The 24,094-nt window shown below is 70.3% G+C and carries 24 protein-coding genes; 9 read left to right on the forward strand and 15 right to left on the reverse strand.

The features are described from left to right. Nucleotides 1-91 precede the first annotated feature (91 nt). The 3 genes from AB0A90_RS15055 to AB0A90_RS15065 all read left to right on the forward strand — a co-directional run bounded on the left by AB0A90_RS15055 (nucleotide 92) and on the right by AB0A90_RS15065 (nucleotide 3,163). Nucleotides 92-1,048 carry an ABC transporter permease gene (locus tag AB0A90_RS15055; protein ID WP_357247018.1) on the forward strand — a complete coding sequence of 319 codons (957 nt, stop codon included), beginning with the start codon at nucleotides 92-94 and terminating at the stop codon, nucleotides 1,046-1,048. 65 nt (nucleotides 1,049-1,113) lie between these two features. Next, the gene (locus tag AB0A90_RS15060; RefSeq protein ID WP_357247021.1) at nucleotides 1,114-2,145 is read left to right on the forward strand and encodes an ABC transporter ATP-binding protein; all 1,032 of its coding nucleotides are present in this window, start codon (nucleotides 1,114-1,116) and stop codon (nucleotides 2,143-2,145) included. Continuing rightward, on the forward strand, nucleotides 2,126-3,163 hold the full coding sequence (locus AB0A90_RS15065) for a dipeptide ABC transporter ATP-binding protein (RefSeq protein ID WP_357247024.1): 1,038 nt from the start codon (nucleotides 2,126-2,128) through the stop codon (nucleotides 3,161-3,163). Before AB0A90_RS15060 ends, AB0A90_RS15065 begins: the two co-directional genes overlap by 20 nt. 107 nt (nucleotides 3,164-3,270) lie before the next feature. On the opposite strand, the gene purH is transcribed toward AB0A90_RS15065, so the two are convergent. Further along, the gene (gene purH, locus AB0A90_RS15070; RefSeq protein ID WP_357247027.1) at nucleotides 3,271-4,842 is read right to left on the reverse strand and encodes a bifunctional phosphoribosylaminoimidazolecarboxamide formyltransferase/IMP cyclohydrolase; all 1,572 of its coding nucleotides are present in this window, start codon (nucleotides 4,840-4,842) and stop codon (nucleotides 3,271-3,273) included. After that, nucleotides 4,839-5,459 carry a phosphoribosylglycinamide formyltransferase gene (purN, locus tag AB0A90_RS15075; protein WP_091406347.1) on the reverse strand — a complete coding sequence of 207 codons (621 nt, stop codon included), beginning with the start codon at nucleotides 5,457-5,459 and terminating at the stop codon, nucleotides 4,839-4,841. Before purN ends, purH begins: the two co-directional genes overlap by 4 nt. Before the next feature lie 290 nt (nucleotides 5,460-5,749). Between purN and AB0A90_RS15080 the strand changes: the two genes are divergently transcribed. After that, nucleotides 5,750-6,379 carry a DUF4190 domain-containing protein gene (locus AB0A90_RS15080; RefSeq protein ID WP_357247030.1) on the forward strand — a complete coding sequence of 210 codons (630 nt, stop codon included), beginning with the start codon at nucleotides 5,750-5,752 and terminating at the stop codon, nucleotides 6,377-6,379. Between the two features lie 110 nt (nucleotides 6,380-6,489). Here the strand turns inward: AB0A90_RS15080 and AB0A90_RS15085 are convergent, their stop codons facing one another. Further along, on the reverse strand, nucleotides 6,490-7,779 hold the full coding sequence (locus AB0A90_RS15085) for a DUF6350 family protein (protein ID WP_357247033.1): 1,290 nt from the start codon (nucleotides 7,777-7,779) through the stop codon (nucleotides 6,490-6,492). A gap of 198 nt (nucleotides 7,780-7,977) precedes the next feature. Between AB0A90_RS15085 and AB0A90_RS15090 the strand changes: the two genes are divergently transcribed. Continuing rightward, the gene (locus AB0A90_RS15090; protein ID WP_357247035.1) at nucleotides 7,978-8,244 is read left to right on the forward strand and encodes a DUF4190 domain-containing protein; all 267 of its coding nucleotides are present in this window, start codon (nucleotides 7,978-7,980) and stop codon (nucleotides 8,242-8,244) included. Here AB0A90_RS15090 and AB0A90_RS15095 read toward each other — a convergent pair. From AB0A90_RS15095 to AB0A90_RS15110, 4 genes are all read right to left on the reverse strand, one after another. Beyond that, a complete protein-coding gene (locus tag AB0A90_RS15095; protein ID WP_357247038.1) occupies nucleotides 8,140-8,739 on the reverse strand; it encodes a GNAT family N-acetyltransferase in 600 nt (199 codons plus the stop codon). The two genes, AB0A90_RS15090 and AB0A90_RS15095, sit on opposite strands and share 105 nt — an antisense overlap. 93 nt (nucleotides 8,740-8,832) lie before the next feature. Beyond that, the gene (sucD, locus tag AB0A90_RS15100) at nucleotides 8,833-9,720 is read right to left on the reverse strand and encodes a succinate--CoA ligase subunit alpha (protein ID WP_357247041.1); all 888 of its coding nucleotides are present in this window, start codon (nucleotides 9,718-9,720) and stop codon (nucleotides 8,833-8,835) included. Nucleotides 9,721-9,722: 2 nt separating this feature from the next. Further along, entirely contained in the window at nucleotides 9,723-10,901 is a 1,179-nt protein-coding gene (gene sucC, locus AB0A90_RS15105) for an ADP-forming succinate--CoA ligase subunit beta (protein ID WP_357247044.1), read from the reverse strand. Nucleotides 10,902-11,338: 437 nt separating this feature from the next. After that, the gene (locus AB0A90_RS15110) at nucleotides 11,339-11,743 is read right to left on the reverse strand and encodes a cobalamin B12-binding domain-containing protein (protein ID WP_088987674.1); all 405 of its coding nucleotides are present in this window, start codon (nucleotides 11,741-11,743) and stop codon (nucleotides 11,339-11,341) included. Between the two features lie 455 nt (nucleotides 11,744-12,198). Here AB0A90_RS15110 and AB0A90_RS15115 point away from each other — a divergent pair, with 455 nt between their 5' ends. Both AB0A90_RS15115 and AB0A90_RS15120 read left to right on the forward strand, forming a co-directional pair. Next, nucleotides 12,199-12,906 carry a M23 family metallopeptidase gene (locus AB0A90_RS15115; RefSeq protein ID WP_357247047.1) on the forward strand — a complete coding sequence of 236 codons (708 nt, stop codon included), beginning with the start codon at nucleotides 12,199-12,201 and terminating at the stop codon, nucleotides 12,904-12,906. Between the two features lie 261 nt (nucleotides 12,907-13,167). Continuing rightward, the gene (locus AB0A90_RS15120) at nucleotides 13,168-13,938 is read left to right on the forward strand and encodes a M23 family metallopeptidase (protein WP_357247050.1); all 771 of its coding nucleotides are present in this window, start codon (nucleotides 13,168-13,170) and stop codon (nucleotides 13,936-13,938) included. A 16-nt stretch (nucleotides 13,939-13,954) separates the two neighbouring features. Here the strand turns inward: AB0A90_RS15120 and AB0A90_RS15125 are convergent, their stop codons facing one another. From AB0A90_RS15125 to AB0A90_RS15135, 3 genes are all read right to left on the reverse strand, one after another. Further along, the gene (locus tag AB0A90_RS15125; RefSeq protein ID WP_357247053.1) at nucleotides 13,955-14,887 is read right to left on the reverse strand and encodes a hypothetical protein; all 933 of its coding nucleotides are present in this window, start codon (nucleotides 14,885-14,887) and stop codon (nucleotides 13,955-13,957) included. 278 nt (nucleotides 14,888-15,165) lie between these two features. Further along, nucleotides 15,166-15,561, reverse strand: a complete 396-nt coding sequence (locus AB0A90_RS15130) for a hypothetical protein (RefSeq protein WP_357247056.1) — start codon at nucleotides 15,559-15,561, stop codon at nucleotides 15,166-15,168. 14 nt (nucleotides 15,562-15,575) lie between these two features. Further along, nucleotides 15,576-16,271 (reverse strand): hypothetical protein, encoded by a 696-nt coding sequence (locus AB0A90_RS15135; RefSeq protein WP_357247059.1) that lies wholly within the window; start codon nucleotides 16,269-16,271, stop codon nucleotides 15,576-15,578. Between the two features lie 132 nt (nucleotides 16,272-16,403). On the opposite strand from AB0A90_RS15135, the gene AB0A90_RS15140 reads away from it, so the two are divergent. Next, the gene (locus AB0A90_RS15140) at nucleotides 16,404-16,910 is read left to right on the forward strand and encodes a helix-turn-helix domain-containing protein (RefSeq protein ID WP_357247190.1); all 507 of its coding nucleotides are present in this window, start codon (nucleotides 16,404-16,406) and stop codon (nucleotides 16,908-16,910) included. Nucleotides 16,911-16,928: 18 nt separating this feature from the next. Here AB0A90_RS15140 and pcrA read toward each other — a convergent pair whose 3' ends face one another. Beyond that, complete coding sequence (gene pcrA / locus AB0A90_RS15145; protein ID WP_357247062.1) at nucleotides 16,929-19,334, reverse strand: DNA helicase PcrA; 2,406 nt, start codon at nucleotides 19,332-19,334, stop codon at nucleotides 16,929-16,931. A 277-nt stretch (nucleotides 19,335-19,611) separates the two neighbouring features. On the opposite strand from pcrA, the gene AB0A90_RS15150 reads away from it, so the two are divergent. Continuing rightward, on the forward strand, nucleotides 19,612-20,007 hold the full coding sequence (locus tag AB0A90_RS15150; protein WP_357247065.1) for a chorismate mutase: 396 nt from the start codon (nucleotides 19,612-19,614) through the stop codon (nucleotides 20,005-20,007). 114 nt (nucleotides 20,008-20,121) lie between these two features. Here the strand turns inward: AB0A90_RS15150 and AB0A90_RS15155 are convergent, their stop codons facing one another. The 4 genes from AB0A90_RS15155 to AB0A90_RS15170 are packed head-to-tail and all read right to left on the reverse strand — an operon-like array spanning nucleotide 20,122 to nucleotide 24,069. Further along, a complete protein-coding gene (locus tag AB0A90_RS15155; RefSeq protein ID WP_357247068.1) occupies nucleotides 20,122-21,135 on the reverse strand; it encodes a dipeptide ABC transporter ATP-binding protein in 1,014 nt (337 codons plus the stop codon). Further along, complete coding sequence (locus tag AB0A90_RS15160; protein WP_357247193.1) at nucleotides 21,128-22,156, reverse strand: ABC transporter ATP-binding protein; 1,029 nt, start codon at nucleotides 22,154-22,156, stop codon at nucleotides 21,128-21,130. The genes AB0A90_RS15155 and AB0A90_RS15160 overlap by 8 nt, the downstream gene beginning before the upstream one ends. Before the next feature lie 25 nt (nucleotides 22,157-22,181). Continuing rightward, nucleotides 22,182-23,150, reverse strand: coding sequence for an ABC transporter permease (locus tag AB0A90_RS15165; RefSeq protein WP_357247071.1), 969 nt, complete (start codon nucleotides 23,148-23,150; stop codon nucleotides 22,182-22,184). Further along, nucleotides 23,143-24,069: an ABC transporter permease gene (locus tag AB0A90_RS15170; RefSeq protein ID WP_357247074.1), complete on the reverse strand. Its 927-nt coding sequence runs from the start codon at nucleotides 24,067-24,069 to the stop codon at nucleotides 23,143-23,145. The genes AB0A90_RS15165 and AB0A90_RS15170 overlap by 8 nt, the downstream gene beginning before the upstream one ends. Nucleotides 24,070-24,094 lie beyond the last annotated feature (25 nt).

Here is a 24,094-nt window from a genome sequence, read left to right on the forward strand (position 1 = left end):
GAACGAATCATCAGCGCAGCGTGCCTGGGCACTCATGCCGGCGCCGAGCGCAGCGAGGTGGCGGCATGAGTGAGCGCAGCGAGGTGGCGGCATGAGTGACTTTGAGACTGTGGCGGCCAGCGAGAACCAGGCCGCGCGGCGTGGCCCCTCGGGTGAGCCGGGTACACCCAACCAGGTCGGCGCCGCGAACAAGCCCCGCAGCCTGGCCGGGGACGCCTGGCGCGATCTGCGCCGCAACCCGATCTTCTGGATCTCGCTGGCGCTTGTCGTGATCTTCACCCTGATGGCGCTGCTCCCCGGGGTGTTCACCGCCAACAACCCGAACGACTGCCTGCTCTCCCGGCAGCACGCCGGGCCGTCCGGCGGGGCCATCTTCGGGTACGACTTCCAGGGCTGCGACACGTACTCCCGGGCGGTCTACGGCACCCGCGCCTCGCTGCTGGTCGGCGCGCTCGCGGCGCTCGGCACCGGGATCATCGCGCTGGTGATCGGCATGCTGGCCGGCTACTTCGGCCGCTGGGTCGACGCGGTGCTGTCCCGGGTGATCGACGTGGTGCTCGGCATCCCGCTGCTGCTGGCCGCGATCGTGCTGCTCAAGCGGGTGTCCAGCGACAACCAGTGGGCCCGGATCGGTGCGGTCGTCTTCGTGCTGGCCCTGCTCGGTTGGACCACCGCCGCCCGCGTGGTCCGGTCCTCGGTGATCACCGCCAAGGAGCAGGACTACGTCTCGGCGGCGCGGATGCTCGGCGCCGGCAACAGCCGGATCATGTGGCGGCACATCCTGCCGAACTCGCTGGCCCCGGTCATCGTCGTGCTGACCATCGCGCTCGGCTCGTTCATCGCGGCCGAGGCGACGCTGTCCTTCCTGGGCATCGGCCTGAAGGCGCCGACCATCTCGTGGGGTCAGGACATCGACACCGGCCGCATCCACATGCGGGAGGCGGCCACACCGCTGATCGTCCCGTCGGCATTCCTCGCGTTGACCGTGCTGGCGTTCATCATGCTCGGCGACGCGATCCGTGACGCCTTCGACCCGAAGCTGCGGTGACTCATGCGAGCGCGAGAAGTGAGCGAAGCGAGCCCCGCGGTCGCGAGCGAAAGGCAGGCACAGCCATGACCGTTCAACCGACGCCCGCCTCCGCCACGCCCGAGGGCGGCCACCTGCTGGAGCTGCGGGACCTGCACGTCGAGTTCCGCACCAACGAGGGCGTGGCCCGGGTGATCAACGGCGTGTCCTACCACCTGGACGCCGGCGAGACGCTTGCCGTGCTCGGCGAGTCCGGCTCGGGCAAGTCCGTCACCGCCCAGGCGATCATGGGCATCCTGGACACCCCGCCGGCGTTCGTCCGCTCCGGGCAGATCCTCTACCAGGGTCAGGACCTGCTCACCCGCTCCGAGGAACAGCGCCGGCAGATCCGCGGCCAGGAGATCGCGATGATCTTCCAGGACGCGCTCTCCGCCCTGAACCCGGTGTTCCCGGTCGGCTGGCAGATCGGCGAGACGCTGCGTCAGCGCGCCGGCATGTCCCGGTCCGACGCCCGACGTCGCGCCATCGAGCTGATGGACCTGGTCAAGATCCCGGGGGCCGCCAAGCGGATCGGCGACTACCCGCACCAGTTCTCCGGCGGCATGCGGCAGCGCGTCATGATCGCGATGGCGCTGGCGTTGGACCCGAAGGTGTTGATCGCCGACGAGCCCACCACGGCGCTCGACGTGACCGTCCAGGCCCAGATCATGGACCTGCTGGCCGACCTGCGCCGGGAACGCAACATGGCGATGATCCTGATCACCCACGACCTGGGTGTGGTCGCCGGAGTCGCGGACCGGATCGCGGTCATGTACGCCGGCCGGATCGTCGAACACGCCGACGTCCGCTCGCTCTACAAGGCGCCCGCCCACCCGTACACCAAGGGTTTGTTGGAGTCGATCCCGCGCCTGGACGTCCGCGGCGCGGAACTGTCGACGATCAAGGGGTTGCCGCCGAACCTGATGCGGATCCCGTCCGGCTGCCCGTTCCACCCCCGGTGCCCGTACGTCCAGCAGGTCTGCGTGGACGTCGTACCGCACGACCTGGTCCTCGGCGACGGCCGGACCAGCGCTTGCCACTTCGCGCAGGAGGTCCGTGATGACAGCGTCGCCCGCTAACCCCACGAAGGTCCGCGGCGAGACGATCCTCTCCGTCGACAACCTGGTGAAGCATTTCCCGATCACGCAGGGCGTTCTGTTCCAGCGGCAGATCGGCGCGGTCAAGGCCGTCGACGGGGTGAGCTTCGAGCTGCGTCGGGGCGAGACGCTGGGCGTGGTCGGTGAGTCCGGCTGCGGCAAGTCCACCCTCGCCCGACTGCTGATGCGACTGGAGACGCCCACCTCCGGCCGGGCCACCCTGGAAGGTCGCGACCTGTTCAAGGCCTCCGGGGGCGAGCTGCGTCGGGTACGCCGCAACATGCAGATGGTGATGCAGGACCCGTACACGTCGCTGAACCCGCGGATGACCGTCGGCGACATCATCGGCGAGCCGTTCGAGATCCACACGGATGCCGCGCCGAAGGGCAGCAAGCAGAAGCGGGTCCAGGAGTTGCTCGACCTGGTCGGGCTCAACCCGGAGCACATCAACAGGTACCCGCACCAGTTCTCCGGCGGTCAGCGGCAGCGCATCGGCATCGCCCGCGCGCTCGCCCTGCGGCCCGAGGTGATCGTCTGCGACGAGCCGGTGTCGGCGCTGGACGTCTCCATCCAGGCTCAGGTGATCAACCTGCTGAAGCAGCTCCAGGACGAGTTGGGGCTCTCGTACATCTTCATCGCCCACGACCTGTCCGTGGTGCGGCACATCGCCGACCGGGTGGCGGTGATGTACCTCGGCCGGATCGTGGAGATCGGCACCGAGGACGAGATCTACGAGCGGGCCACCCACCCGTACACCCAGGCTCTGCTCTCCGCGGTGCCGGTGCCGGACCCGGAGGCCCGCGATCAGCGCAACATGATCCGGCTGGTCGGCGACGTGCCCAGCCCGGCCGACCCGCCGAGTGGATGCCACTTCCGGACGCGGTGCTGGAAGGCCCAGGACATCTGCGCCAAGGAAGACCCGCAAACGGTCCCGAGAGCAGCCGACCCGCACCCGTCGGCCTGCCACTTCGCCGAACTCCGCCCACCCCTCCCGGCCTAACCGACCGCCCGACACGTCGATCATGGAGTTGTGGTGGCCGATTTCTTGGCCGGTACCCCTTTTGCGGGGCACCACAACTCCATGATCGACGCGAACAGGGGGTGGGGTTAGTGGAAGAAGTGGCGGGTTCCCGTTAGGTACATCGTCACGTTTGCCTTTTTGGCCGCTTCGATGACCTCTTCGTCGCGGATGGAGCCTCCCGGCTGCACGATGGCGCGGACGCCGGCGTCGAGGAGGATCTGCGGGCCGTCGGCGAACGGGAAGAACGCGTCCGAGGCGGCGACCGAGCCACGGGCCCGGTCGGCGCCGGCGCGGGTGACCGCGAGCTGCGCCGAGTCGACCCGGTTGACCTGACCCATGCCGACGCCGACGGTGGCGCCGTCCTTGGCGAGCAGGATCGCGTTGCTCTTCACCGCGCGGACCGCCCGCCAGGCGAACGCGAGGTCCCGCAACAGCTCCTCGTCGGCGGCCTCTCCGGTCGCCAACTGCCAGTTCGCCGGGTCGTCGCCGGGGGCGTTCACCCGGTCGGCGACCTGGGCCAGTACGCCTCCGGTCACCTGCCGCAGCTCCACCAGCGCCGGGGTCCAGGCCGGCGCCCGCAGCAGCCGGATGTTCTTCTTGCCCTGCAACACCTCGACCGCGCCGTCGTCGAAGCCGGGCGCGACCACGACCTCGGTGAAGATGTCGGCGACCTGCCGGGCCAGCTCGACCGAGACCGGCCGGTTGACCGCGATCACCCCGCCGTACGCCGACACCGGGTCGCAGGCGTGCGCCTTGCGGTGCGCCTCGGCCACGTCCGCACCCACCGCGATGCCGCACGGGTTGGCGTGCTTGATGATCGCCACCGCCGGCTGGTCGGCGAAGTCGTTCGCGGCCCGCCAGGCGGCGTCCGCGTCGACGTAGTTGTTGTACGACATCTCCTTGCCGTGCAGCTGCTCGGCCTGGGCCAGCCCGGCGGGGGCGTCCGGGTCGGTGTAGAGAGCCGCCGGCTGGTGCGGGTTCTCGCCGTACCGCAGCACGGTCGACTTGCGCAGCGCCAGCCCCGCGAACTGCGGCCAGGAGTCGTCGGCCGGCGCCAGCTCCTGGGCACACCACTGGGCCACCGCGACGTCGTACTCGGCGATGTCGGCGAACGCCCGGGCGGCCAGCGCCCGACGCTGGGCCAGGGTGAAGCCACCCTCGCTGAGCGCGCCGAGCAGCGCCGGGTAACCGGCCGGGTCGGTGAGCACGGCGACCGAGGCGTGGTTCTTGGCGGCGGCCCGCACCATGGCCGGGCCACCGATGTCGATCTGCTCCACGCACTCCTCGACGCCGGCGCCGGACGCGACGGTCGCCTGGAACGGGTAGAGGTTGGAGACCAGCAGGTCGAACGCCGCCACCCCCAGCTCGTCGAGCTGCGCCACGTGCGTGTCCTTGCGCAGGTCGGCGAGGAGACCCGCGTGCACCTTGGGGTGCAGGGTCTTCACCCGACCGTCGAGCACCTCGGGGAACCCGGTCACCGTCTCCACCGGCGTCACCGGCACCCCGGCGGCGGCGATGGTGCCCGCCGTGCTGCCGGTGGACACGATCTCCACGCCGGCCGCGTGCAGGGCCTGGGCCAGCTCGACCAGCCCGGTCTTGTCGTAGACGCTGACCAGCGCCCGCCTGATCGGGCGGCGCCCGTCCTGAGTGGGACTCACGGAACCGTGACCTTCCTTCCGGTGATGGTCCAGCCTTCGCGGACCAGGCGACCGACCTGCTCGACGAGCTGGCGCCGCTCGGCTTCCTTGATGCGCTCGGTGAGCGTGTCGACGTCGTCGTCGTCGAGCACCGGCACCGCGACCTGCGCGACGATCGGCCCGGTGTCCATACCGGCGTCGACGAAGAAGAGGGTGGCCCCGGTGAGCTTCACGCCGTAGGCGAGGGCGTCCCGCGGACCGTGGATGCCGGGGAACGCCGGCAGCAGGGTGTTGTGGGTGTTCAGGTAGCGGTCACCGAAGGCGGCGAGGAAGTGCGGGCCGACCAGCTTGAGGAAGCCGGCGGAGATGACCAGGTCGGGTTGGTGCTTCGCGACGTGCGCGGTGAGCGCCCGGTCCCAGTCCTCCCGGGTGTCGTGGTCGCGGACCCGCTCGACGAAGGTCGGCACCCCGGCCGCGTCGGCCCGGTCCAGGCCCGCGATGCCGTCGCGGTCCGCGCCGACCGCGACGACCTGTGCGCCGTACGCGGGGTCGGCGGCGGCATCCAGCAGCGACTGAAGGTTGCTCCCGGAGCCGGAGATGAGGACGACGATGCGGGCGACAGGCGCGGGCTCGGTCACCGGGCCACCCTATCGGGCAGGTCAGGATGCCCCTCCGCTGGGCGGTGCGCCGATCTTCGACAGCGTCGACGTGCATCGACCCGGTACGCTGCCGCTCGCTCGGGCCGAACGTCCCGCCCACCCGCGCTACGGCGCTGGCCCGACCCGCGGAGTTGAGCAAGAACTGCCTTTTCCTGCGCTTCGGGAAGAATGTCTACCGGTTGCCGCACTGGGCATCGGGAGGACTGAACGCGATCATGGATGGAAACACACAGCAGTAACTGACGGAACCAGTCCAAGGAGCTCTTCGAATGCAGCCCGGTAACCCCGGTCAGGACCCGTACGGCCAGCAGCCCAACCAGGACCCGACCGCCCCCCCGCCGCCCGCCGCCCCGTACGGCCAGCAGCCCACCTCCGGCCAGCCCTACGGTCAGCCCTACGGTCAGCAGGACCCGTACGCGGCACCCCAGCCCCCGTACGGCCAGCAGCCCACCTCGGGCCAGCCCTACGGTCAGCAGGACCCGTACGGCGCACCGCAGGCCCCGTACGGCCAGCAGCCCACCTCCGGCCAGCCGTACGGTCAGCCGCCGGCGTACCAGGACCCGTACGGCCAGCAGCAGCCCCAGTACGGCAACGCCCCGGGTTACCCGAACGCCGGGTACCCGCAGGCGCAGGGGCAGAACAACACCCTCGGCCTGGTGTCGATGATCCTCGGTATCGCGGCGATCCCGCTGCTCTGCTGCTTCTCCCTGGGCATCCCGGTCGGCATCGCGGCAGTGGTCACCGGTTACCTCGCCCGGAAGAAGGTCGCCCAGGGCCAGGCCAGCAACGCCGGGCAGGCCAAGGCCGGCCTGATCTGCGGCGCGGTCGCCGTCGGGCTCGGCATCGTGTTGATCATCGTGTCCGTCGTGGCACAGGTGACGTTGCCCGGCCAGCCCTGACCAGGCTCGCTGTCGACGGGGCGCTCCGGATTCGTCCGGGGCGCCCCGCGCTCGTTCACCCGCACGAAGACGCGGCCGGGGCCTGGCCTACCGGGCCGGGCTGAGCGCTCCTACTGGGCCGGGGCGCGGCTGAGCGCTCGGGTGGCCGCGGCGCCGAGGAGTGCGCCGACCGCGATCACACCTGCCGCCACCGCTCCGACCTGCCAGCCCACCGGCCCGACCTGCGCCAGCCGGCCGGCGCCGAGCGACCCGCCGGACAGCGCGGCGGCCACGCCGAGCAGCACTCCGGCCACCGGCCCGGCCAGCGCCGCCGGCACCAGCACCTCGGCCCAGCGCTGCGGGGCCCGCTCCGGACCGGCGAGTCGAGCCACCCGGCGGGCGAGCAACCAGCCGGCGACCATCCCGGCCAGCACGGGCACCGCGAGCAGGAGAGCGCCGAGACCGTCCACCGGACCTCGCGGCAGACCGGCGAGAAGTGGCACGGCCGGCAACGCGCCGACCGACACCTCGCTGGTGCGGACCGCGGTGTCGATGCCGACCGCGAAACCCGGCCCCAGCAGGTAGCTGGCCGACCAGATCGCCGCGTTCGGCGCGTACGCGGCGCTGACCAGGGTGATCCCGGCCTGCCCGGCGACCCCGGTCCGGTACGCGCCGATCATGTCGGCCGCGTCGCCGCCGCCGGTGGCCACCGCCAGGCCGGCCGCCCCGGCACCCGCGCCGAGCAGCAGCAGCCCGGCCACCAGACCGCTGCGCACGCCGTCGCGCACCGGGGCCGGCAGCCGGGTGACGAGCAGCCGGGTCACGGCGGTGACGCGGGTCGCGCCGACCAGCGCGGCGAGGGTGCCGACCGCCGCGAACGTCACTCCGGCCCGGACCACCGACACATCCGGTCCGTTGGCGCCGATCAGCACCGCCGCGAGGGCGCCAAGCAGCGCGTACGCGATGCCGACCGAGCCCGCGGCGAGCAGCGCCCGTCGCGGTGAGCGGGTGTCGCGGGCGCCGATCGCGCGGCTGACGTGCACACCGGCCCGGGTCAGCCGCCACAGCGCCAGCACGGTCAGCGCCAGCGGGGCGAGCCCCAGCGGACCGGACGCGGTGTGCAGCGGCACGCCGTGCCCGAGCAGCCACCCGGCCAGCGCGGTGCGCAGGGTGTTGGTCAGAGTGCTGGAATCCGTGCCGAGTTGAACCAGGCCGAGCACGATGGCGACCGGCAGGTAGGAGGTGAGCGCGGCCCAGCAGGCGGCCACCCCGGCGGCGACGGGCAGCGGCGCACGCCCGCGTGGCGTCCCGCCCGAGCGGGGCGCGGGCACCCGTCGGGCCGGCGCGGCACGGTCGACCGGCCGGTCGTCGGCGCGCACACCGCCGGGACGGCTGGGACGGTCAGGGGTGACGGGGGACATCCGCTCTACTCTGGCACGTCGGGAAGGCGGTGGCAGTCCGTTAACCCGTCCGAAGGGCGACGAGTTGACCGAACCAGGGCCTCGGCGACCCGGTCCGGTCTAGCCTCGGCCAGAGGGGGCGCGAGTCGCCACCGCCCGGGTCGGGTCCGCCGGTCGCGGTCCGGCCGGCTCGCCGTCCACGACCGCCCGGAGGAAGCTGTGACGACGCCATACCCGCCACCCCCGCCCCCACCGGCCCGGGGACGGGACCGGACCACGCTCTGGGGTGTGCTGGGCATCGTGCTGGGGCTGATCTGCTGCGGCATCCTGGGCATCATCTTCGGCTACCTGTCGATCCGGGACGCCCGCCGGTCCGGGCAGTCACCGTTGCTCGGCTACCTCGCCATCGTCTTCGGCGTGATCAACATCATCGGCGGCGCGATCCTGCGGGCGACCGGCAACTACCCGTTCTGGAACAACGACTGAGCGAGCCGGTCGACCAGCGAGCTGACGCTGGTAGCGCAGAGCCGGGCGGCCACCGATGCTGGTTTCACCGGTCACGGTGAAACCGGTGCGTGCCAGCACCGCCTGGGACGCCGGGTTGTCGAGGGTGGCCAGCGCGGTGAGACCGGCGAGCCGGTAGTCGTCGGCGGCCAGGTGGCACACCTGCTCGACAGCCGCGGTGGCGACGCCCTTGCCGGCGGCCCGCTCACCGACCCGGTAGCCGAGTTCGGCGAACCCGGCCGCGACATCCACGAGGTTGACCCGGCCGACCAGGTCACCCTGCTCGGTCAGGACGACGTGGAAGTGACACAGGCCCGCCTCCTGCTCGGCCAACAACGCCCGGTGCCGATCGGCGAACCCGGAAAAATACGCGTCGCCACGATCCGGCACCGAGCGCGCGAAGTACGCCCGGTTCTCCCGTTCGAACGCCAGCAGAGCGTCCGCGTGGTCGGCCCTCAGCCGCTGCACTGTCAGCACGCCGGCAGCCTACGGTCCGTTCGACGCCCCGGTGGTACGCCGGAGGGGGCCGACCAAGCTGCGGTCGACCCCCTCCGGTGTTGCCTGGCCGGCTCAGTTGCCGGACATGATCTCCCGCATCAGCTTGGCGGTCTCGGTCGGCGTCTTGCCGACCTTGACGCCGACCGCCTCCAGCGCCGCCTGCTTCGCCTCGGCGGTGCCGGCCGAGCCGGAGATGATCGCCCCGGCGTGACCCATGGTCTTGCCGGGCGGGGCGGTGAAGCCGGCGATGTAGCCGACCACCGGCTTGGTGACGTTCGCCTTGATGAACTCGGCGGCCCGCTCCTCGGCGTCGCCACCGATCTCACCGATCATCACGATGGCGTCGGTCTCCGGGTCGGCCTCGAACGCCGCCAGGGCGTCGATGTGGGTGGTCCCGATGATCGGGTCACCGCCGATGCCGACGCAGGTGGAGAAGCCGATGTCGCGCAGCTCGTACATCATCTGGTAGGTCAGCGTGCCGCTTTTGCTGACCAGGCCGATCCGGCCGGAGCCGGTGATGTCGGCCGGGATGATGCCGGCGTTGGACGCGCCGGGCGAGGCGATGCCGGGGCAGTTCGGCCCGATGATCCGGGTCTGCTCACCCTTGGACACGTTGTACGCCCAGAACGACGCGGTGTCGTGTACCGGCACGCCCTCGGTGATCACCACGGCCAGGCCGATCGCGGCGTCGATCGCCTCGACCACGGCGGCCTTGGTGAACTGCGGCGGCACGAAGATGACCGTGACGTCGGCCCCGGTCTCGGCCATCGCGTCCGCGACCGACGCGAAGACCGGCAGCTCGGTGCCGTCGAAGTCGACGGTCTGGCCCGCCTTGCGCGGGTTGACGCCGCCCACCACGTTCGTGCCGGCGGCGAGCATCCGCCGGGTGTGCTTGGAACCCTCGGAGCCGGTCATCCCCTGAACGATGACCTTCGAGTCCTTGGTCAGCCAGATAGCCATGATCAGACCCCCGCAGCTGCCAGCTCGGCGGCCCGCTCGGCCGCACCGTCCATGGTGTCCACCCGCTGCACGAGCGGGTTGTTCGCGCTGTCCAGGATCGCCCGGCCAGCCTCGGCGTTGTTGCCGTCGAGACGGACGACGAGCGGCTTGGTGACCTGCTCGCCGCGCTGCTCCAGCAGGGCCAGCGCCTGGATGATGCCGTTGGCGACCTCGTCGCAGGCGGTGATGCCGCCGAAGACGTTGACGAAGACGCTCTTCACGGCCGGGTCGGAGAGCACGATCTCCAGCCCGTTCGCCATCACCGCGGCGCTCGCACCGCCGCCGATGTCGAGGAAGTTGGCCGGCTTGACGTTGCCGTGCCGCTCACCGGCGTACGCGACGACGTCGAGGGTCGACATGACCAGACCCGCGCCGTTGCCGATGATGCCGACTTCGCCGTCGAGCTTGACGTAGTTGAGGTCCTTGGCCTTGGCGGCCTGCTCCAGCGGGTCCACGGCGGCCTGGTCCACGAGCGCCTCGTGGTCCGGGTGCCGGAACGCGGCGTTCTCGTCCAGGCTGATCTTGGCATCGAGCAGCAGCATCCGGCCGTCGCCGTTCTTGGCGAGCGGGTTGACCTCGACCAGGGTGGCGTCCTCGGCGACGAACGCCTGCCACAGGCCGACGGCGATCTCGACCACCTGGTCGGCGACCTCGGCCGGGAAACCGGCGGCGGTCACGATCTCGCGAGCCTTGGCCTCGTCCACGCCCTTGACGGCGTCGATCGGGGCCTTCACCACCTTGTCGGGGGTGTCGGCGGCGACCTGCTCGATGTCCATGCCGCCGGCCACGCTGGCGATGCAGAGGAAGGTGCGGTTCGCCCGGTCGAGCAGGTACGAGAAGTAGTACTCCTCGGCCACGTCCGCGGTCACCGTGATCATGACCTTGTGGACGGTGTGGCCCTTGATGTCCATGCCGAGGATGTCGGTGGCACGGGCCACCGTCTCCTCGGCGCCCTCGGCCAGCTTGACGCCGCCGGCCTTACCGCGGCCGCCGACCTTCACCTGCGCCTTGACGACCACGCGACCGCCGAGGCGGTCGGCGATCGCACGGGCCTCTTCCGGGGTAGTGGCGACGCCGCCGGCCAACACGGGCAAGCCGTGCCGCTCGAACAGGTCCCGCCCCTGGTACTCGTACAGGTCCACGATTGCGCGTCCCGTCCCGTCTCCGCGGCGCGCCGTCGCGCCGCCACCAGCGTTCAAAAACAGTTTGACGCCTGTCATCAGTTGAAACAGGCCATTGGCCGCAGCCTAGCGAGGCCGGCACCGCCGGCAACCGAGCGGGTGCGTGGTGTGCGGTAATGCACAACCGGACATCGGGAGCGGCCGGTTTCCGACCACGACCCGGTCCGCATCCACCGTCCGGGCGATGTTGCCCCGGTGGCGTAACCCGGCCGTGGGGGCGTCGTTGAGTCAGATGTCGGAGCGCTGAGCAGCGCAAAGACGGGATACGGCCGATGCCCTGTCGGTCGAGGGGTGGCGGCGGGGCATCGTGCATAGAGGGGCCGGACGTGTGAGGGGTGCGTCCGGCCCCTCCCCCGTGCCCAAATCCGCCTCGCCAGAGCCGACCGTCGCGGCGAGCCTCAGGAAACCGGCTGCGCGACGTTCTCTCGGACCCACTCGACGATCGCCTGAGTGGTGGCGCCCGGCGTGAAGATCTTCGCGACTCCCAGCTTTTCCAGCTCGGGAATGTCGCCGTTCGGAATGATGCCGCCACCGAACACGACGATGTCGCGGGCGTCCCGCTCACCGAGCAGTTCCAGCACCCGCCGGAACAACGTCATGTGCGCGCCGGAGAGGACGGACAGGCCGACCGCGTCGGCGTCCTCCTGGATGGCGGTCTCCACGATCTGCTCGGGGGTCTGGTGCAGGCCGGTGTAGACGACCTCCATCCCCGCGTCGCGCAGTGCGCGCGCGACGACCTTCGCTCCCCGGTCGTGGCCGTCCAGACCGGGCTTGGCGACGACGACCCGAATTCGAGAGCTCATCAGCGCACACCTTTCACCGGCTTCACGGCCTTCACCTGAACGAACGGTAACCCGGCGGGCCCGGCCCGGGAAATCCGGGTTCCGCGCCCGACAGGTGCCCGCCGCGACCGCTGCCGGCCGGGAGTGGTCGCACCGACGCTATCCGCGCCGCCCCGGCGTGGCCCGGCGCTGCCCGCAGTCAAGCCGGACGAGTCCGCCGGACCGGTCACGCTCGGCGACGAACGGGCAGCATCTGGGGCACCGTTCGGCGTCACGATGCATGACAATCATGGACGCAAACGGACAGATCGACACGCCAATTTCTCGCTCTAGCTTGTGACTCCTCTGGTGGTTGGCTAACGTGTCCACGGTTGTCATCAGGTCCATGGACGGGTGACGACGCGGTCAGCGGACGTTCATCGGAGCTTCACGAACGTCCACCGGCCGCTTCGGAACCCCGACAACGGAGGGTGTGCGTGCGCCAGCGCCTGTCGTCTGAGCCCGATCGATATCGCGGTCGTCGCCGCGTGCCCACCCCACCGCGTAGCCGTTACGCCGCTGTCGTCACCACCGCTTTCGTCGGAGCCGGCATCGTCGCACTCGGCGCCAGCGCCCTGCCGGACGCCAAGGACGTCAGCCCGAAGGTGCTCGACGAGCTCAAGCAGGCGTCGGTCACCAGCCAGGACGTGAAGGCCCGCGCCGACAACGCCGACCGCGCCTCGCGGGACAGCCGCAGCAAGGACAGCGCCGAGCCCGAGGTGTGGCTGCTGCCGCTTCAGGGCTACGACTTCAACTCCCCCTACGGGATGCGCTGGGGCAAGATGCACACCGGCGTCGACCTGGTCGCCGCCGAGGGCACGCCCTTTGTGGCGATCCACGACGGCCTGGTCACCAAGGCCGGCTGGTTCGGCGGGTACGGCAACGCCGTGATCGTTCAGCACGCCGACGGCAGCGAGGCCATCTACGGCCACTCCTCCGCGGTGAGCGTCAAGGAAGGCCAGCAGATCAAGGCGGGCGACCAGCTCGGCCTGGTCGGCCAGACCGGTCACGCCTACGGCACCCACCTGCACCTCGAGATCCATGTCAAGGGCAAGCCGATGGACCCGGTGCCGTTCCTGCAGGACCGCGGAGTGGACATCAAGCTGCAAGTCGAGGCAATTTACAGCGAGGTAGCCGGCTCCTGACGTTGCGTACCGACCGTTGACCGCCCGGATCTGTCGATCCGGGCGGTTTTCGTTGGCCGATGTCTCCCAGGTCACAGTGGAGATTGTGAGCGGCGACACCGCACCGCATGATCACTTTTCCGGTCGTAGCACCGCAGAGCGGGTCATATCCGGGCAGGTGAGCCGCCCTCCATCGCCCGGCCCCCGGTCCCCATCCCGCCTCCAACCCGGCCCGACACCAGTATTTCGAGGTCAAGTGCCCCTCGACTGTGAAGGTCCGCCGTGCAAGAAGACAGCCCCGTCCAGAACGAGAACACCCGCGACACCGCTCCCACCGGGCCGCCGGAACTCCCCCGTCGGCGCAACCGCCTCATCGTGCTCGGCGCCGCCGCTCTGCTCGCCCTCGGCCTCGGTGGCGTCGTCGTCGCCACCACCGGCACCGACCAGCCGGCGCCCGCCGCCGTCTCCCTCGACGCGCAGTCCCGCAACGAGGCCGCCAGCCGGGCCGACCGCTCGACTCGCGAGTCGAGCACCCCGGTCACTCCCTCGGGCAGCCCCACGCCGACCCCGTCGGCGACCAGCGCCAGCCCGGCACCCGCGAAGACGGCCACCGCGAAGGCCAAGCCGAAGCCGAAGAAGACCACCAAGCCCACGCCCGCCTGGGTCAACCCGATGCCGGGAGCCGAGGTCACCTCCTGCTACGGGCAGCGCTGGGGCACCCTGCACGCCGGCATCGACCTGGCACTGCCCTCCGGTACGCCGATTCGCGCCGCGGCCGCCGGCACCGTGACCCAGGCCGGTGACGCGTCCGACGGGTACGGCAACTCCGTCTTCATCGATCACGGCAACGGGTACCTGACCCACTACGCCCACCAGAGCCGCATCGCGGTCACCGTGGGGCAGGCGGTCAAGGCCGGCCAGGTCATCGGCTACGAGGGCGCGACCGGCGACGCCACCGGCCCGCACCTGCACTTCGAGGTGCACCAGGGCATGTGGAACCAGATCGACCCCGCCCCGTTCATGCGCTCGCACGGCGTGGACCTGGGCTGCTGAGGCAGCGAATCGAGGATCACCCAGCCGTGCCGCTGCCAGCGGCGGCACGCTCGGCTGCCTCGTAACGCCGCGCCACCTGGTGGAACGCCTCCTTCGGCTCCCACTGGGACGGGTCCTCGGAGGGCACCCGCACCACGCCGAAGCCGGCCATGTCCAGGTCGCGACGCGGGTCCGCGTGGTGCGGGAAGTCCGGCATGACGAAGGTGAAGACGAAGCAGCCGTGTACGCCGTGTGCGGCGTAGAGGTCGATGAGCTCGGCCAGGTACGCCGACTGGGTGGACTCGTCGCGTACGTGTCCGTCCCTGACTCGGGGCGGTTGGGCGAACCAGTTCACGATCCGGAACGAGCCGGGCCCGCGGCGCTCGGCGCCGAGGTGGGCGCCGCATCCGAACTCGGTGATGACCACCGGTTTGTCCGCCTCGTGCAGCAGGGCGCGCAGCCGTTGCTGGTACGCGGCGGGGTCGGGGCCGAAACGGTAGAGGTTGACGCCGATGAGGTCGAAGCCGGACCAGTCGACCTTCTCCCAGAAGCCCGCGGCGTAGGTGACCGGCCCGTGGAACGCGGCGCGGGCGACGGGCAGGGCGGCGCCGAGCAGGGCGTTGAGCTTGCGGGTGATCCGGCGGTCGAAGAAGCGTCGCCACCGCACCAGCACCTGCAGCCGGATGAAGACACGGGGTCCCGGGACCATCCCCGGGGAGGTGAGGGAGAACTCGCTGCCGACCAGCAGCGTGACTCGACCCGGGTAGTCGACGCGTAGTTCCTCGGCCGCGGTGGCCGTCGCCGTGAGATGGGCCAGGATCTCGCGGCGCGGGCGGTCGGCGACATACGGCCGGATGTAGACATCGAGCCCGACGTCCAGGGCGCTCCGCGCCGCCTCCATCTGCGCGCCGGTATCGGTGCCGATCACCATCACCGTCGTGCAGTGCAGGGTCTCGCGGATGGCACGCATGTCCCGGCGCACCGCCTCGCCGGAGCTATGGCCAGCGATGTATGAGATACCTCTGATCTCCAGGCTCACGCTGTCCACTATCCGGCCCGGATGCGGTGTCGGCCACGTCCGGGGAGCGAAAATAGACCTTGGTTCACGTCCCGATACCTTCGGCGCTGCGGCCCGCCCCACGTGCGCCAACTCCCCGCGCGGTCCTAGCGCAACCTCTAGGAAGGAGTGCCGAAGCACCACCCACCTAGTCTGGCCGGGGGTGCCGCCGCCGGCGGCCGGCGCATCGTTCAGGCGTGGGCCTGGGCGCGTGCCGCGCGTCGTTGCGTCGGTGATGCCAGGCACCAGGTCAGCACCACGACCGGTGCGATGTGCAGACCGGCGCCGAGCCAGTCCGCGGCACCGAAGGCACCGCTGAAAATCAGGGTGACGATGATTGCCGCCGGCACCACGTGCATCACAATGTTCGGCAGCAGGAACGGCCGCATGGCTGCGTCGTCACGGCCACTGATGATCCAGTTCATCACACCGACGACCACCAGATCGGTGCCGAGCGCCCGTGCCACAAGCAGCGAACGGGCATCTGGGTGGTCAGCAAGGCCGATCCCGGGCGCGATGAGCCACACCGCACCCAGAACGACGATGTCGAGCACCGCGACAGCCTTCAGAACGAGCGACGGTTTCACGCGGCTTCCCCTCGTCATTTAAACGGGATGTGCATCCCGTTTAGATGGAAGATACGGGACGCGCATCCCGTTTGTCCAACCACCCCGGACACCACCATCAGCGTGACCCCGAGGGCGGTGCCAAGGATGGCGAGAGTGACAAGGCCTGCGTGGCCGAGCGGCTCGGTGACGTACGCGCCGAGCAGCGCACCCGCCGCGACCAGGACGGCCACACCGGCGCGCCGCACCGACGCGTTGGAGTCCGGCAATCGAGCGGAGCGCAGCAGTTGCGCCAGGTGCCAGGCCACCGCTCCGGCCAGGCCCAGCGTTGCCGTGCCGACCCCCTCGAAGACCACATCGTCGGGCACCACGAAATTCAACCCACCGAACACGTGCCGCAACCTGTCGTCGGGCATACCCACGGCGTGGAACGCGAGCTTGAGGGCGTGGTTGAAACCGCCCTCAACGAGGCCGGCCAAGCCGACGAACGCCACGGCGACCACGATCGCGCCGGCGGAGAGCGCCAGACGGCTGCCGGTGCGGGCATGTCGCGCGAGCAGCGCCAGCGCCAGCACCAGTAGCAACCCCAGCGGCAGGAGGCCGACGAGCCTGATCGGGGTGCCGTACCGGGCCGCCCCGTAGGCGTGCTCGACGACGAACGCCGCATACAGCCCGATCAACCACCGGCCCAGGTCTCGTCGCGCACGCGAAGGTTTGGACAATGCGCCCACCACCTATAATCGGAACCGCCATCCCGCTTGAGCATACGGGATGACCATCCCGTTTAGGAGTCCGAAATCGCCGAGCAACGCAAGCCGCGTGCCGATGGCGTACGCAACCGGGCGAAGGTTCTGCACGCCGCGATCGATGCGTTTGCCACGGATGGGCCGACGGTGCCGATCCACGAGATCGCCCGCCGCGCCGGCGTCGGCACCGGCACCGTCAGTCGACACTTCCCGACCAAGGAATCGCTCTACGAGGCGATCGTGCAGAGCGTGGCCAAACGCCTGGTCACCAGGGCGATCGAGCTGCGTGCCACTCATGAAGCAGGCCCGGCTCTGTTCGAATTTCTCACCAGCATGGCCGCCGAGGGTGCGACAAACCGCGCACTGGCCGACGCGCTCTCCGGCACCGGGTTCGACATCGCCGCCGCGGCTGCAAAGGGCGAACACGACCTCAATCATGTCCTGACCGAACTGCTCAGCGCCGCTCAGCGCGCAGGCGCGGTCCGTCCCGACGTCGACGCCGCCGACCTGAAAGCGTTCCTGGTCGGTTGCGCGGTCCGCGAGCGCGACACCGCCGCCCCGGCGGCCCGAGACCGGATGCTCACGATCGTCCGCGACGGCCTGAGCACCGTGCGGCGACCATAGTCTCCAGGCGTGCCGGGGTCAGAGCTTGTCGACCGGGGCGTGCCGGAGCACCAGCCACATCGTCTGGTCGCCGAAGTCGATCTGCGCGCGGGCACCTGGGCCGTGCCCCTCGACGGCGAGCACCCGCCCCAACCCGTACCGCTGGTGATTGACCCGGTCGCCGGCCGACACCTTCGGCCCCTGCGGCAGCTCACTGGCCGTGGTCAGCCGGCTGGCGTCCACGCCGAGCCGCTGCGCCAACTGGGCCGCCTTCGGCGTACCCCCGGTGAAGTTGCCACGCGCGCCGGGCGCGCGGTCCGCGCGGCCACCGACGCCGCCGCCCCCGCCGGCCCACGAGGTGTACGACCCCTCGGTGCGCTCCCAGTGCACCAGCTCGGTCGGCAACTCCTCCAGGAACCGCGACGGCGGGTTGTAGGACGGCTGCCCCCAGGCCGAGCGGGTCACCGCGCGGGACAGGTAGAGCCGCTGTCGGGCGCGGGTGATGCCGACGTACGCCAGCCGGCGCTCCTCCTCCAACTCGCGGGTGTCGCCCAGCGAGCGCAGGTGCGGGAAGACGCCGTCCTCCAGCCCGGTCAGGAAGACGACCGGGAACTCCAGCCCCTTGGCGGTGTGCAGCGTCATCAGGGTGACCACGCCCTGGTGGTCGGGGTCGTCGGAGGGGATCTGGTCGGCGTCGGCGACCAGAGCCACCTGCTCCAGGAAGCCGGCCAGGGTGGCCCGCTCCCCCTCCTCGCCCTGCGACTCGATCCGCTCGGTGTACTCCCGGGCGACGCTCACCAACTCCTGGAGGTTGTCCACCCGACCGGCGTCCTGCGGATCCAGGCTCTCCTCCAGCTCCGTGAGGTAGCCCGAGCGGGTCAGCAGCGCCTCCAGCACCTCCTCCGGGGTGCCGGTCTCGGACAGCTCGCGGGCGCCGTCGAGCAGCGCCACGAAGTCGGCGATGCCGTTGGCCGCCCGGCTGGAGATGCCCGGCGCCTCCCGGGCCCGGCGCAACGCCGCGCCGAACGAGATCCGGTCCCGGCTGGAGAGCGCCTCGACACACGCCTCGGCGCGGTCGCCGATCCCCCGGCGCGGGGTGTTGAGGACCCGCCGCAGGCTCACCGTGTCGTCGTCGTTGACCACCGAACGCAGGTACGCCAGTGCGTCGCGGACCTCCTTGCGCTCGTAGAAGCGCACCCCGCCGACCACCTTGTAGGGCAGGCCGATGCGGATGAACACCTCTTCGAACACGCGGGACTGGGCGTTGGTGCGGTAGAAGACCGCGACGTCGCCGGGGCGTGTCTCGTCGGCGTCGACCAGTCGGTCGATCTCCCGGGCCACCCAGTCGGCCTCGGCGTGCTCGGTGTCGGCCACGTAGCCGACGATCTGCTCACCGGCGCCGGCCTCGCTCCACAGCCGCTTGGGCTTGCGGGAGGTGTTGCGGTCGATCACCGCGTTGGCCGCGTTGAGGATGGTCTGGGTGGAGCGGTAGTTCTGCTCCAGCAGGATCGTTCGCGCGTCGGTGTAGTCCCGCTCGAACTCCAGGATGTTGCGGATCGTCGCGCCCCGGAACGCGTAGATCGACTGGTCGGCGTCGCCGACCACGCACAGCTCGGCCGGCTCCACCCCCTCGGTGCCGGAGACCAGCTCCTTGATCAGGATGTACTGGGCGTGGTTGGTGTCCTGGTACTCGTCCACCAGCACGTGCCGGAAGCGCCGACGGTAGCTCTCCGCGACGTGCGGGTGGGACTGGAGCAGGTGCACCGTGGTCATGATCAGGTCGTCGAAGTCCAGTGCGTGCGCCTCACGCAGCCGGCGCTGGTAGAGCGTGTACGCCTCGGCGAGCGCCCGCTCATTGGGGCCGGTGGCCCGTGCCGCGAACTGCTCCGGATCGACCAGTTCGTTCTTGAGGTTGGAGACCTGGGCCGCCAGCCCCCGCGCCGGGTAGCGCTTCGGGTCGAGATCCAACTCGCGGGTCACCAACTGCATCAGCCGGCGGGAGTCGTCCGCGTCGTAGATCGAGAACGTCGACTTGAGGCCGGCGTGCTCGTGCTCGGCACGCAGGATCCGCACGCAGGCCGAGTGGAACGTCGACACCCACATCAGGCGCGCCCGCGGACCGACGAGCGCGGCGACGCGCTCCTTCATCTCGCCGGCGGCCTTGTTGGTGAAGGTGATCGCGATGATCTCACCGGGGTGGACGTCCCGTGCGGCGAGCAGGTAGGCGATCCGGTGCGTGAGCACCCGGGTCTTGCCGGATCCGGCGCCGGCCACGATCAGCAGCGGCGAGCCGGCGTGGCTGACGGCGTCGCGCTGAGGCCCGTTGAGCCCGGCGAGCAACTGCTGCGGATCGGGGCGCGCGGGGGCCGGCCCGGGTCGGTGCGGGCGGGCCGGCGCGGACTCCGGCGCAGGCGGGGACGCGGGAATGTCGAAGAGAGGATGCATCGCCCGACAAGTCTATGCCGCCGGTCGGACACTCCCCCGACCGCTGCGCCGCGGCGCGGGCAAGGGCCGCCGGACGCTTGCGCAGCCGCGGCCGGCGCCGGCATACTCGTCAGCGTGATCGCTGCGCGCTACCACTTTTACTATGGCACCGGGAGTCCGGCTGCCGTAGGTCGCGCCTGATCGATTCAGACCTGCAAAAAGCCCCGGGCTCCTGGAGTCCGGGGCTTTTTCCGTCCCGGGTTCCGGGCACCGGGCACCACAGTGCGAGGGGTACCCGATGATGGCAGACGTGATGGAGCAGAGCGGCGGCCCGGCCCGGCCCGAGGCGGAGCAACCCGCGCCGAACGGGACCGAGGCGACAGTGCCCACGTCGGCGGCGGTCGACAACGCCACGCCGGTCGAGGCACGGACCGGCACCGAGGAACCAACCGCCTCGGCGAGGATCGTGCAGATCCGGGAGCGGATCGACGAGATCGACAACGCGATGATCGCGCTCTGGCAGGAGCGGGCCGCCCTGTCCCAGGAGGTCGGTGCGACCCGGATGGCGTCCGGCGGCACGCGCCTGGTGCTCTCCCGGGAGCGGAAGATCCTGGAACGGTTCCGCGTCGCGCTCGGTGCCGACGGCACCCAGTTGGCCCTGCTGCTGCTCCGCGCCGGCCGCGGCCCCCTCTGAGCCCGATGGCGGGCGGTGCGCCCGGGCCGGCCGGGAAGCGGTCTGGCCGGGTCACAGACAGACGAAACCGCCTGCCGTCGTCGTGGGTGACGTCGGCAGGCGGTCTCGGGTGACTCAGGCCTCGTGGGTGGCGACGATCTCGCGCCGCTCCGCGAAGTGGCAGGCGCTCGGGTGGTCCGAGTCCCGCCGAATCTCCAGCAGCGGGACCTGCTCGGCGCAGACTTCCTGCGCCTTCCAGCAGCGGGTCCGGAACCGGCAGCCCGAGGGCGGGCTGATCGGCGACGGCACATCGCCCGTGAGCCGGATGATCGTCTTGTTGTTCCGCTGCGTCGGGTCCGGAACCGGCACCGCCGACAGCAGAGCCTGGGTGTACGGGTGGGTCGGCCGCTCGTAGATCTCGTCCTCGGTGCCGATCTCGACGATCTTGCCGAGATACATCACCGCGACCCGGTCCGACAGGTGGCGGACCACGGACAGGTCGTGGGCGATGAAGATGTACGAGAGCCCAAACTCGCCCTGCAACCGTTCCAGCAGGTTCATCACCTGAGCCTGGATGGAGACGTCCAGCGCCGACACCGGCTCGTCACAGACGATGATCTCGGGCCGCAGGGCGAGCGCGCGGGCGATGCCGATGCGCTGCCGCTGCCCGCCGGAGAACTGGTGCGGGTACCTGTTGATGTGCTCCGGGTTGAGCCCGACCAGGTCGAGCAGTTCGCGGACCTTGGCCCGGCGGCTGCCCTTCGGCGCCACCTCCGGGTGGATCTCGAACGGCTCGCCGAGCAGGTCACCGACGGTCATCCGGGGGTTCAGCGAGGTGTACGGGTCCTGCATCACCAGCTGGATCTGCCGGCGCAGGCGTCGCAGCGCCCCACCGGAGAGCTTGGAGATGTCCTGGCCCTTGTAGACCACGTTGCCGGCGGTCGGCTTCTCCAGGTTCATCAGCACCCGGGCGAGCGTCGACTTGCCGCAACCGGACTCGCCGACCACACCGAGCGTCTCGCCAGCGCGCAGACCGAACGAGACCCCGTCGACCGCCTTGACCTGACCGACGGTCTTCTTGAACACCACACCCTGCGTGACGGGGTAGTGCTTGACCAGGTCATTGACCTCGAGGATGTTCTCAGACACGGTTCACCAGCTCCTCGGCGAAGTGGCAGGCGCTGGCCCGGGCGGGGCCGACCTGCAGCAGCGGCGGGACCTTCTCCCGGCACACCGGCTGAGCCATCGGGCACCGCGGGTTGAACGGGCAGCCCGGCGGGATGTTCATCAGGTTCGGCGGGAGGCCCTTGATCGTCCGGAGCTGCTGCCCCTTCTCGTCGAGGCGCGGGATCGAGTCGATCAGACCCAACGTGTACGGGTGCGCCGGCTTGGCGTACAGCTCGTACACGTCGGCTTCCTCAACGATCCGGCCGGCGTACATGACCGCGATCCGGTCCGCGACGTCGGCGACCACGCCGAGGTCGTGGGTGATCAGGATCATGCCCATCTGCCGCTCACGCTGGAGCTCGGCGAGCAGGTCCATGATCTGGGCCTGCACGGTCACGTCGAGCGCGGTGGTCGGCTCGTCCGCGATCAGCACCTCCGGGTCGAGCGCCAGCGACATCGCGATCATCGCGCGCTGCCGCATACCACCGGAGAACTGGTGTGGGTAGTTGTTGAACCGGCCCTTGGCGTTCGGGATCTTGACCTGGTCGAGCATCTCGATCGCGCGCTTCTTGGCCTCGGCGCGACCCATGCCCCGCCGGACCCGGAACTGCTCGGCGATCTGGAACCCGACGGTGAAGACGGGGTTCAGCGCGGAGAGCGCGTCCTGGAAGATCATCGCGATGCCCTCGCCGCGGATGCGGCGACGCTCCTCGTCGGACATGCGGAGCATGTCCTTGCCGTTGAAGCGAACCTGGCCGCCGGTGACGAAGCCGGGCGGCGTGTCGAGGATGCCCATGATGGTCTGCGCGGTGACGCTCTTGCCGGAGCCGGACTCGCCGAGCACGGCGAGGGTCTCCCCCGCGTCGACGTGGTACGTGACTCCGTTGATGACCTTTGCGACGCCGTCCCGGGTGCGGAACTCCACCCGCAGGTCGTCGACCTCGAGCAGCCGGCCAGAGGGACGTCCGGACCCGCCGGATCCCGGCGCGGACTGCTCGGACACGAGAATGTCGGACACTGGATCTCCCCTAGCGGAGTTTCGGATCGAGGGCCTCGCGGACCGCCTCACCGAGCATCACGAAGCTCAGCACTGCGGCGACGAGGAACGCGGCGGGGAAGAACACCAGCCCCGGCGCGACCCGGATGAAATCCTTGCCCTCGCTGATCATGATGCCCCAGGACACCACCGGCGACTTCAGGCCGACACCCAGGAACGACAGGGTGGCCTCGGCGCCGATGAACGAGCCGACCATGATCGTGCCGTAGACCAGCAGCGGGGCCAGGCAGTTCGGGAGCAGGTGCTTGAGGATGATCCGGCCGCTGCCGGCACCCAGTGCGCGGGCCGCGATGATGTAGTCGGCGTCCCTGGTGGCGAGCACCGAGGAGCGCATCAGCCGCATCACGACCGGCCAGCTCAACACGATCAACGAGATGATCACGAGGGCCATGATCTGGGCCTTGCTGTTGCCGGAACCCGAGCCGTTGAACGTGGTCAGGATGACGATCGCGCCGAGCACGAACGGCACACCGAAGAACACGTCGCCGATCCGGCTCAGCAGCCCGTCCACCCAGCCACCGCGGTAGCCGGCGATGACGCCCATCGCTCCACCGACGAGCAGGGTGCCGATCACCGAGAGCATGGCCACGATGATGGACGCCCGCGCGCCGTAGATGACCCGGGCGTAGACGTCCCGGCCCTGCACGTCGTAGCCGAACCAGCCATTGGCGGACGGCTTGTCGAGGCTGCGGGACAGCGATCCGTTGACCGCGTCACCCGGGGCGAACAGCGCCGGGAAGGCCGCCATCAGCAGGAAGAACACGATCAGCGTGGCCGAGACCCAGAACAGCGGCTTACGCCGGAGGTCGCGCCAGGCGTCACCCAGCAGGCCACGCGGCTTCTCGTTGCTCTGCGGCGCGCCCGCGGTGGCGGAGGCCGGAGAGTCGGTCGGGTGCGCGGCAGGGGTGCTGACGATCGATGCGGTACTCGGGTCACTCATAGCGGATCCTCGGGTCCAGGGCGGCGTAGAGCAGGTCAACCAGCAGGTTCATCACGAGATAGACCAGCACCAGGACGACCACGATCCCTACCACGGTGGCGCTCTCTTTGGTGATGATCGCGCGGTAGACCTCACGGCCGATGCCGTTGATACCGAAGATCCCCTCGGTGATGATCGCGCCGCCCATCAGGGCACCGAGGTCGGTGCCGAGCAGGGTGACCACCGGGATGAGCGAGTTGCGCAGCAGGTGCACCCCGACAACCCGGCGCATCGGCAGACCCTTGGCGATGGCGGTGCGCACGTAGTCGGCACGGCGGTTCTCCGCGATGCTCGTTCGTGCCACCCGCGCGATGTACGCCACCGACGCGCTGCCGAGCACGAAGCCCGGCACGATCAGCTCGGACCACCGCATCTCGGAGGAGACGGTCGGCTTGATGATGCCCCACTGCACGCCCAGCAGCCACTGCAGCACGAAGCCGACCACGAACACCGGCAGCGCGAGCAGGAAGAGCGTGGAGACCAGGACCAGGTTGTCCAGGAAACCGTTGCGGCGCAGACCGGTCAGGACGCCGGCGCCGAGACCGATCACGGCCTCGATGGCGAGCGCGACCAGGGCCAGCTTCAGCGTGTTGGGGTACGCCGTGGCGATGATGCCGCCGATGTCGCGCTGCGAGAAGGTCTGACCGAAGTCACCCTGGAGCAGGTTCTTCATGTAGTTGAAGTACTGCACGAAGACGTTCTGGTCCAGGTGGTACTTCTCGGTCATGAACGCCACGTATTGGTCCGGGCAGCGGCGCTCGCCGCACTTACCGGCGAAGGGGTCGCCCGGTACGGCCCAGACGAGGGCATAGATGAGGAACGTCGAGCCGATGAAGACCGGCACGAGTTGGAGCAGCCGTCTCAACAGATAACGGCCCATGGGGTGGTCCTCCAGACAGGGGGCG

The sequence above is a fragment of the Micromonospora sp. NPDC049204 genome, from assembly GCF_040647935.1.
GTDB lineage: Bacteria > Actinomycetota > Actinomycetes > Mycobacteriales > Micromonosporaceae > Micromonospora.

Bases quoted from the DNA above. Each gene is read 5' to 3' on its own strand.
- AB0A90_RS15055 (WP_357247018.1), top strand. From the start codon at position 92: ATGAGTGACTTTGAGACTGTGGCGGCCAGCGAGAACCAGGCCGCGCGG.
- AB0A90_RS15060 (WP_357247021.1), top strand. From the start codon at position 1,114: ATGACCGTTCAACCGACGCCCGCCTCCGCCACGCCCGAGGGCGGCCAC.
- AB0A90_RS15065 (WP_357247024.1), top strand. From the start codon at position 2,126: ATGACAGCGTCGCCCGCTAACCCCACGAAGGTCCGCGGCGAGACGATC.
- AB0A90_RS15080 (WP_357247030.1), top strand. From the start codon at position 5,750: ATGCAGCCCGGTAACCCCGGTCAGGACCCGTACGGCCAGCAGCCCAAC.
- AB0A90_RS15085 (WP_357247033.1), bottom strand. From the start codon at position 7,779: ATGTCCCCCGTCACCCCTGACCGTCCCAGCCGTCCCGGCGGTGTGCGC.
- sucD (WP_357247041.1), bottom strand. From the start codon at position 9,720: ATGGCTATCTGGCTGACCAAGGACTCGAAGGTCATCGTTCAGGGGATG.
- AB0A90_RS15110 (WP_088987674.1), bottom strand. From the start codon at position 11,743: ATGAGCTCTCGAATTCGGGTCGTCGTCGCCAAGCCCGGTCTGGACGGC.
- AB0A90_RS15125 (WP_357247053.1), bottom strand. From the start codon at position 14,887: ATGCGTGCCATCCGCGAGACCCTGCACTGCACGACGGTGATGGTGATC.
- pcrA (WP_357247062.1), bottom strand. From the start codon at position 19,334: ATGCATCCTCTCTTCGACATTCCCGCGTCCCCGCCTGCGCCGGAGTCC.
- AB0A90_RS15150 (WP_357247065.1), top strand. From the start codon at position 19,612: ATGATGGCAGACGTGATGGAGCAGAGCGGCGGCCCGGCCCGGCCCGAG.
- AB0A90_RS15165 (WP_357247071.1), bottom strand. From the start codon at position 23,150: ATGAGTGACCCGAGTACCGCATCGATCGTCAGCACCCCTGCCGCGCAC.
- AB0A90_RS15170 (WP_357247074.1), bottom strand. From the start codon at position 24,069: ATGGGCCGTTATCTGTTGAGACGGCTGCTCCAACTCGTGCCGGTCTTC.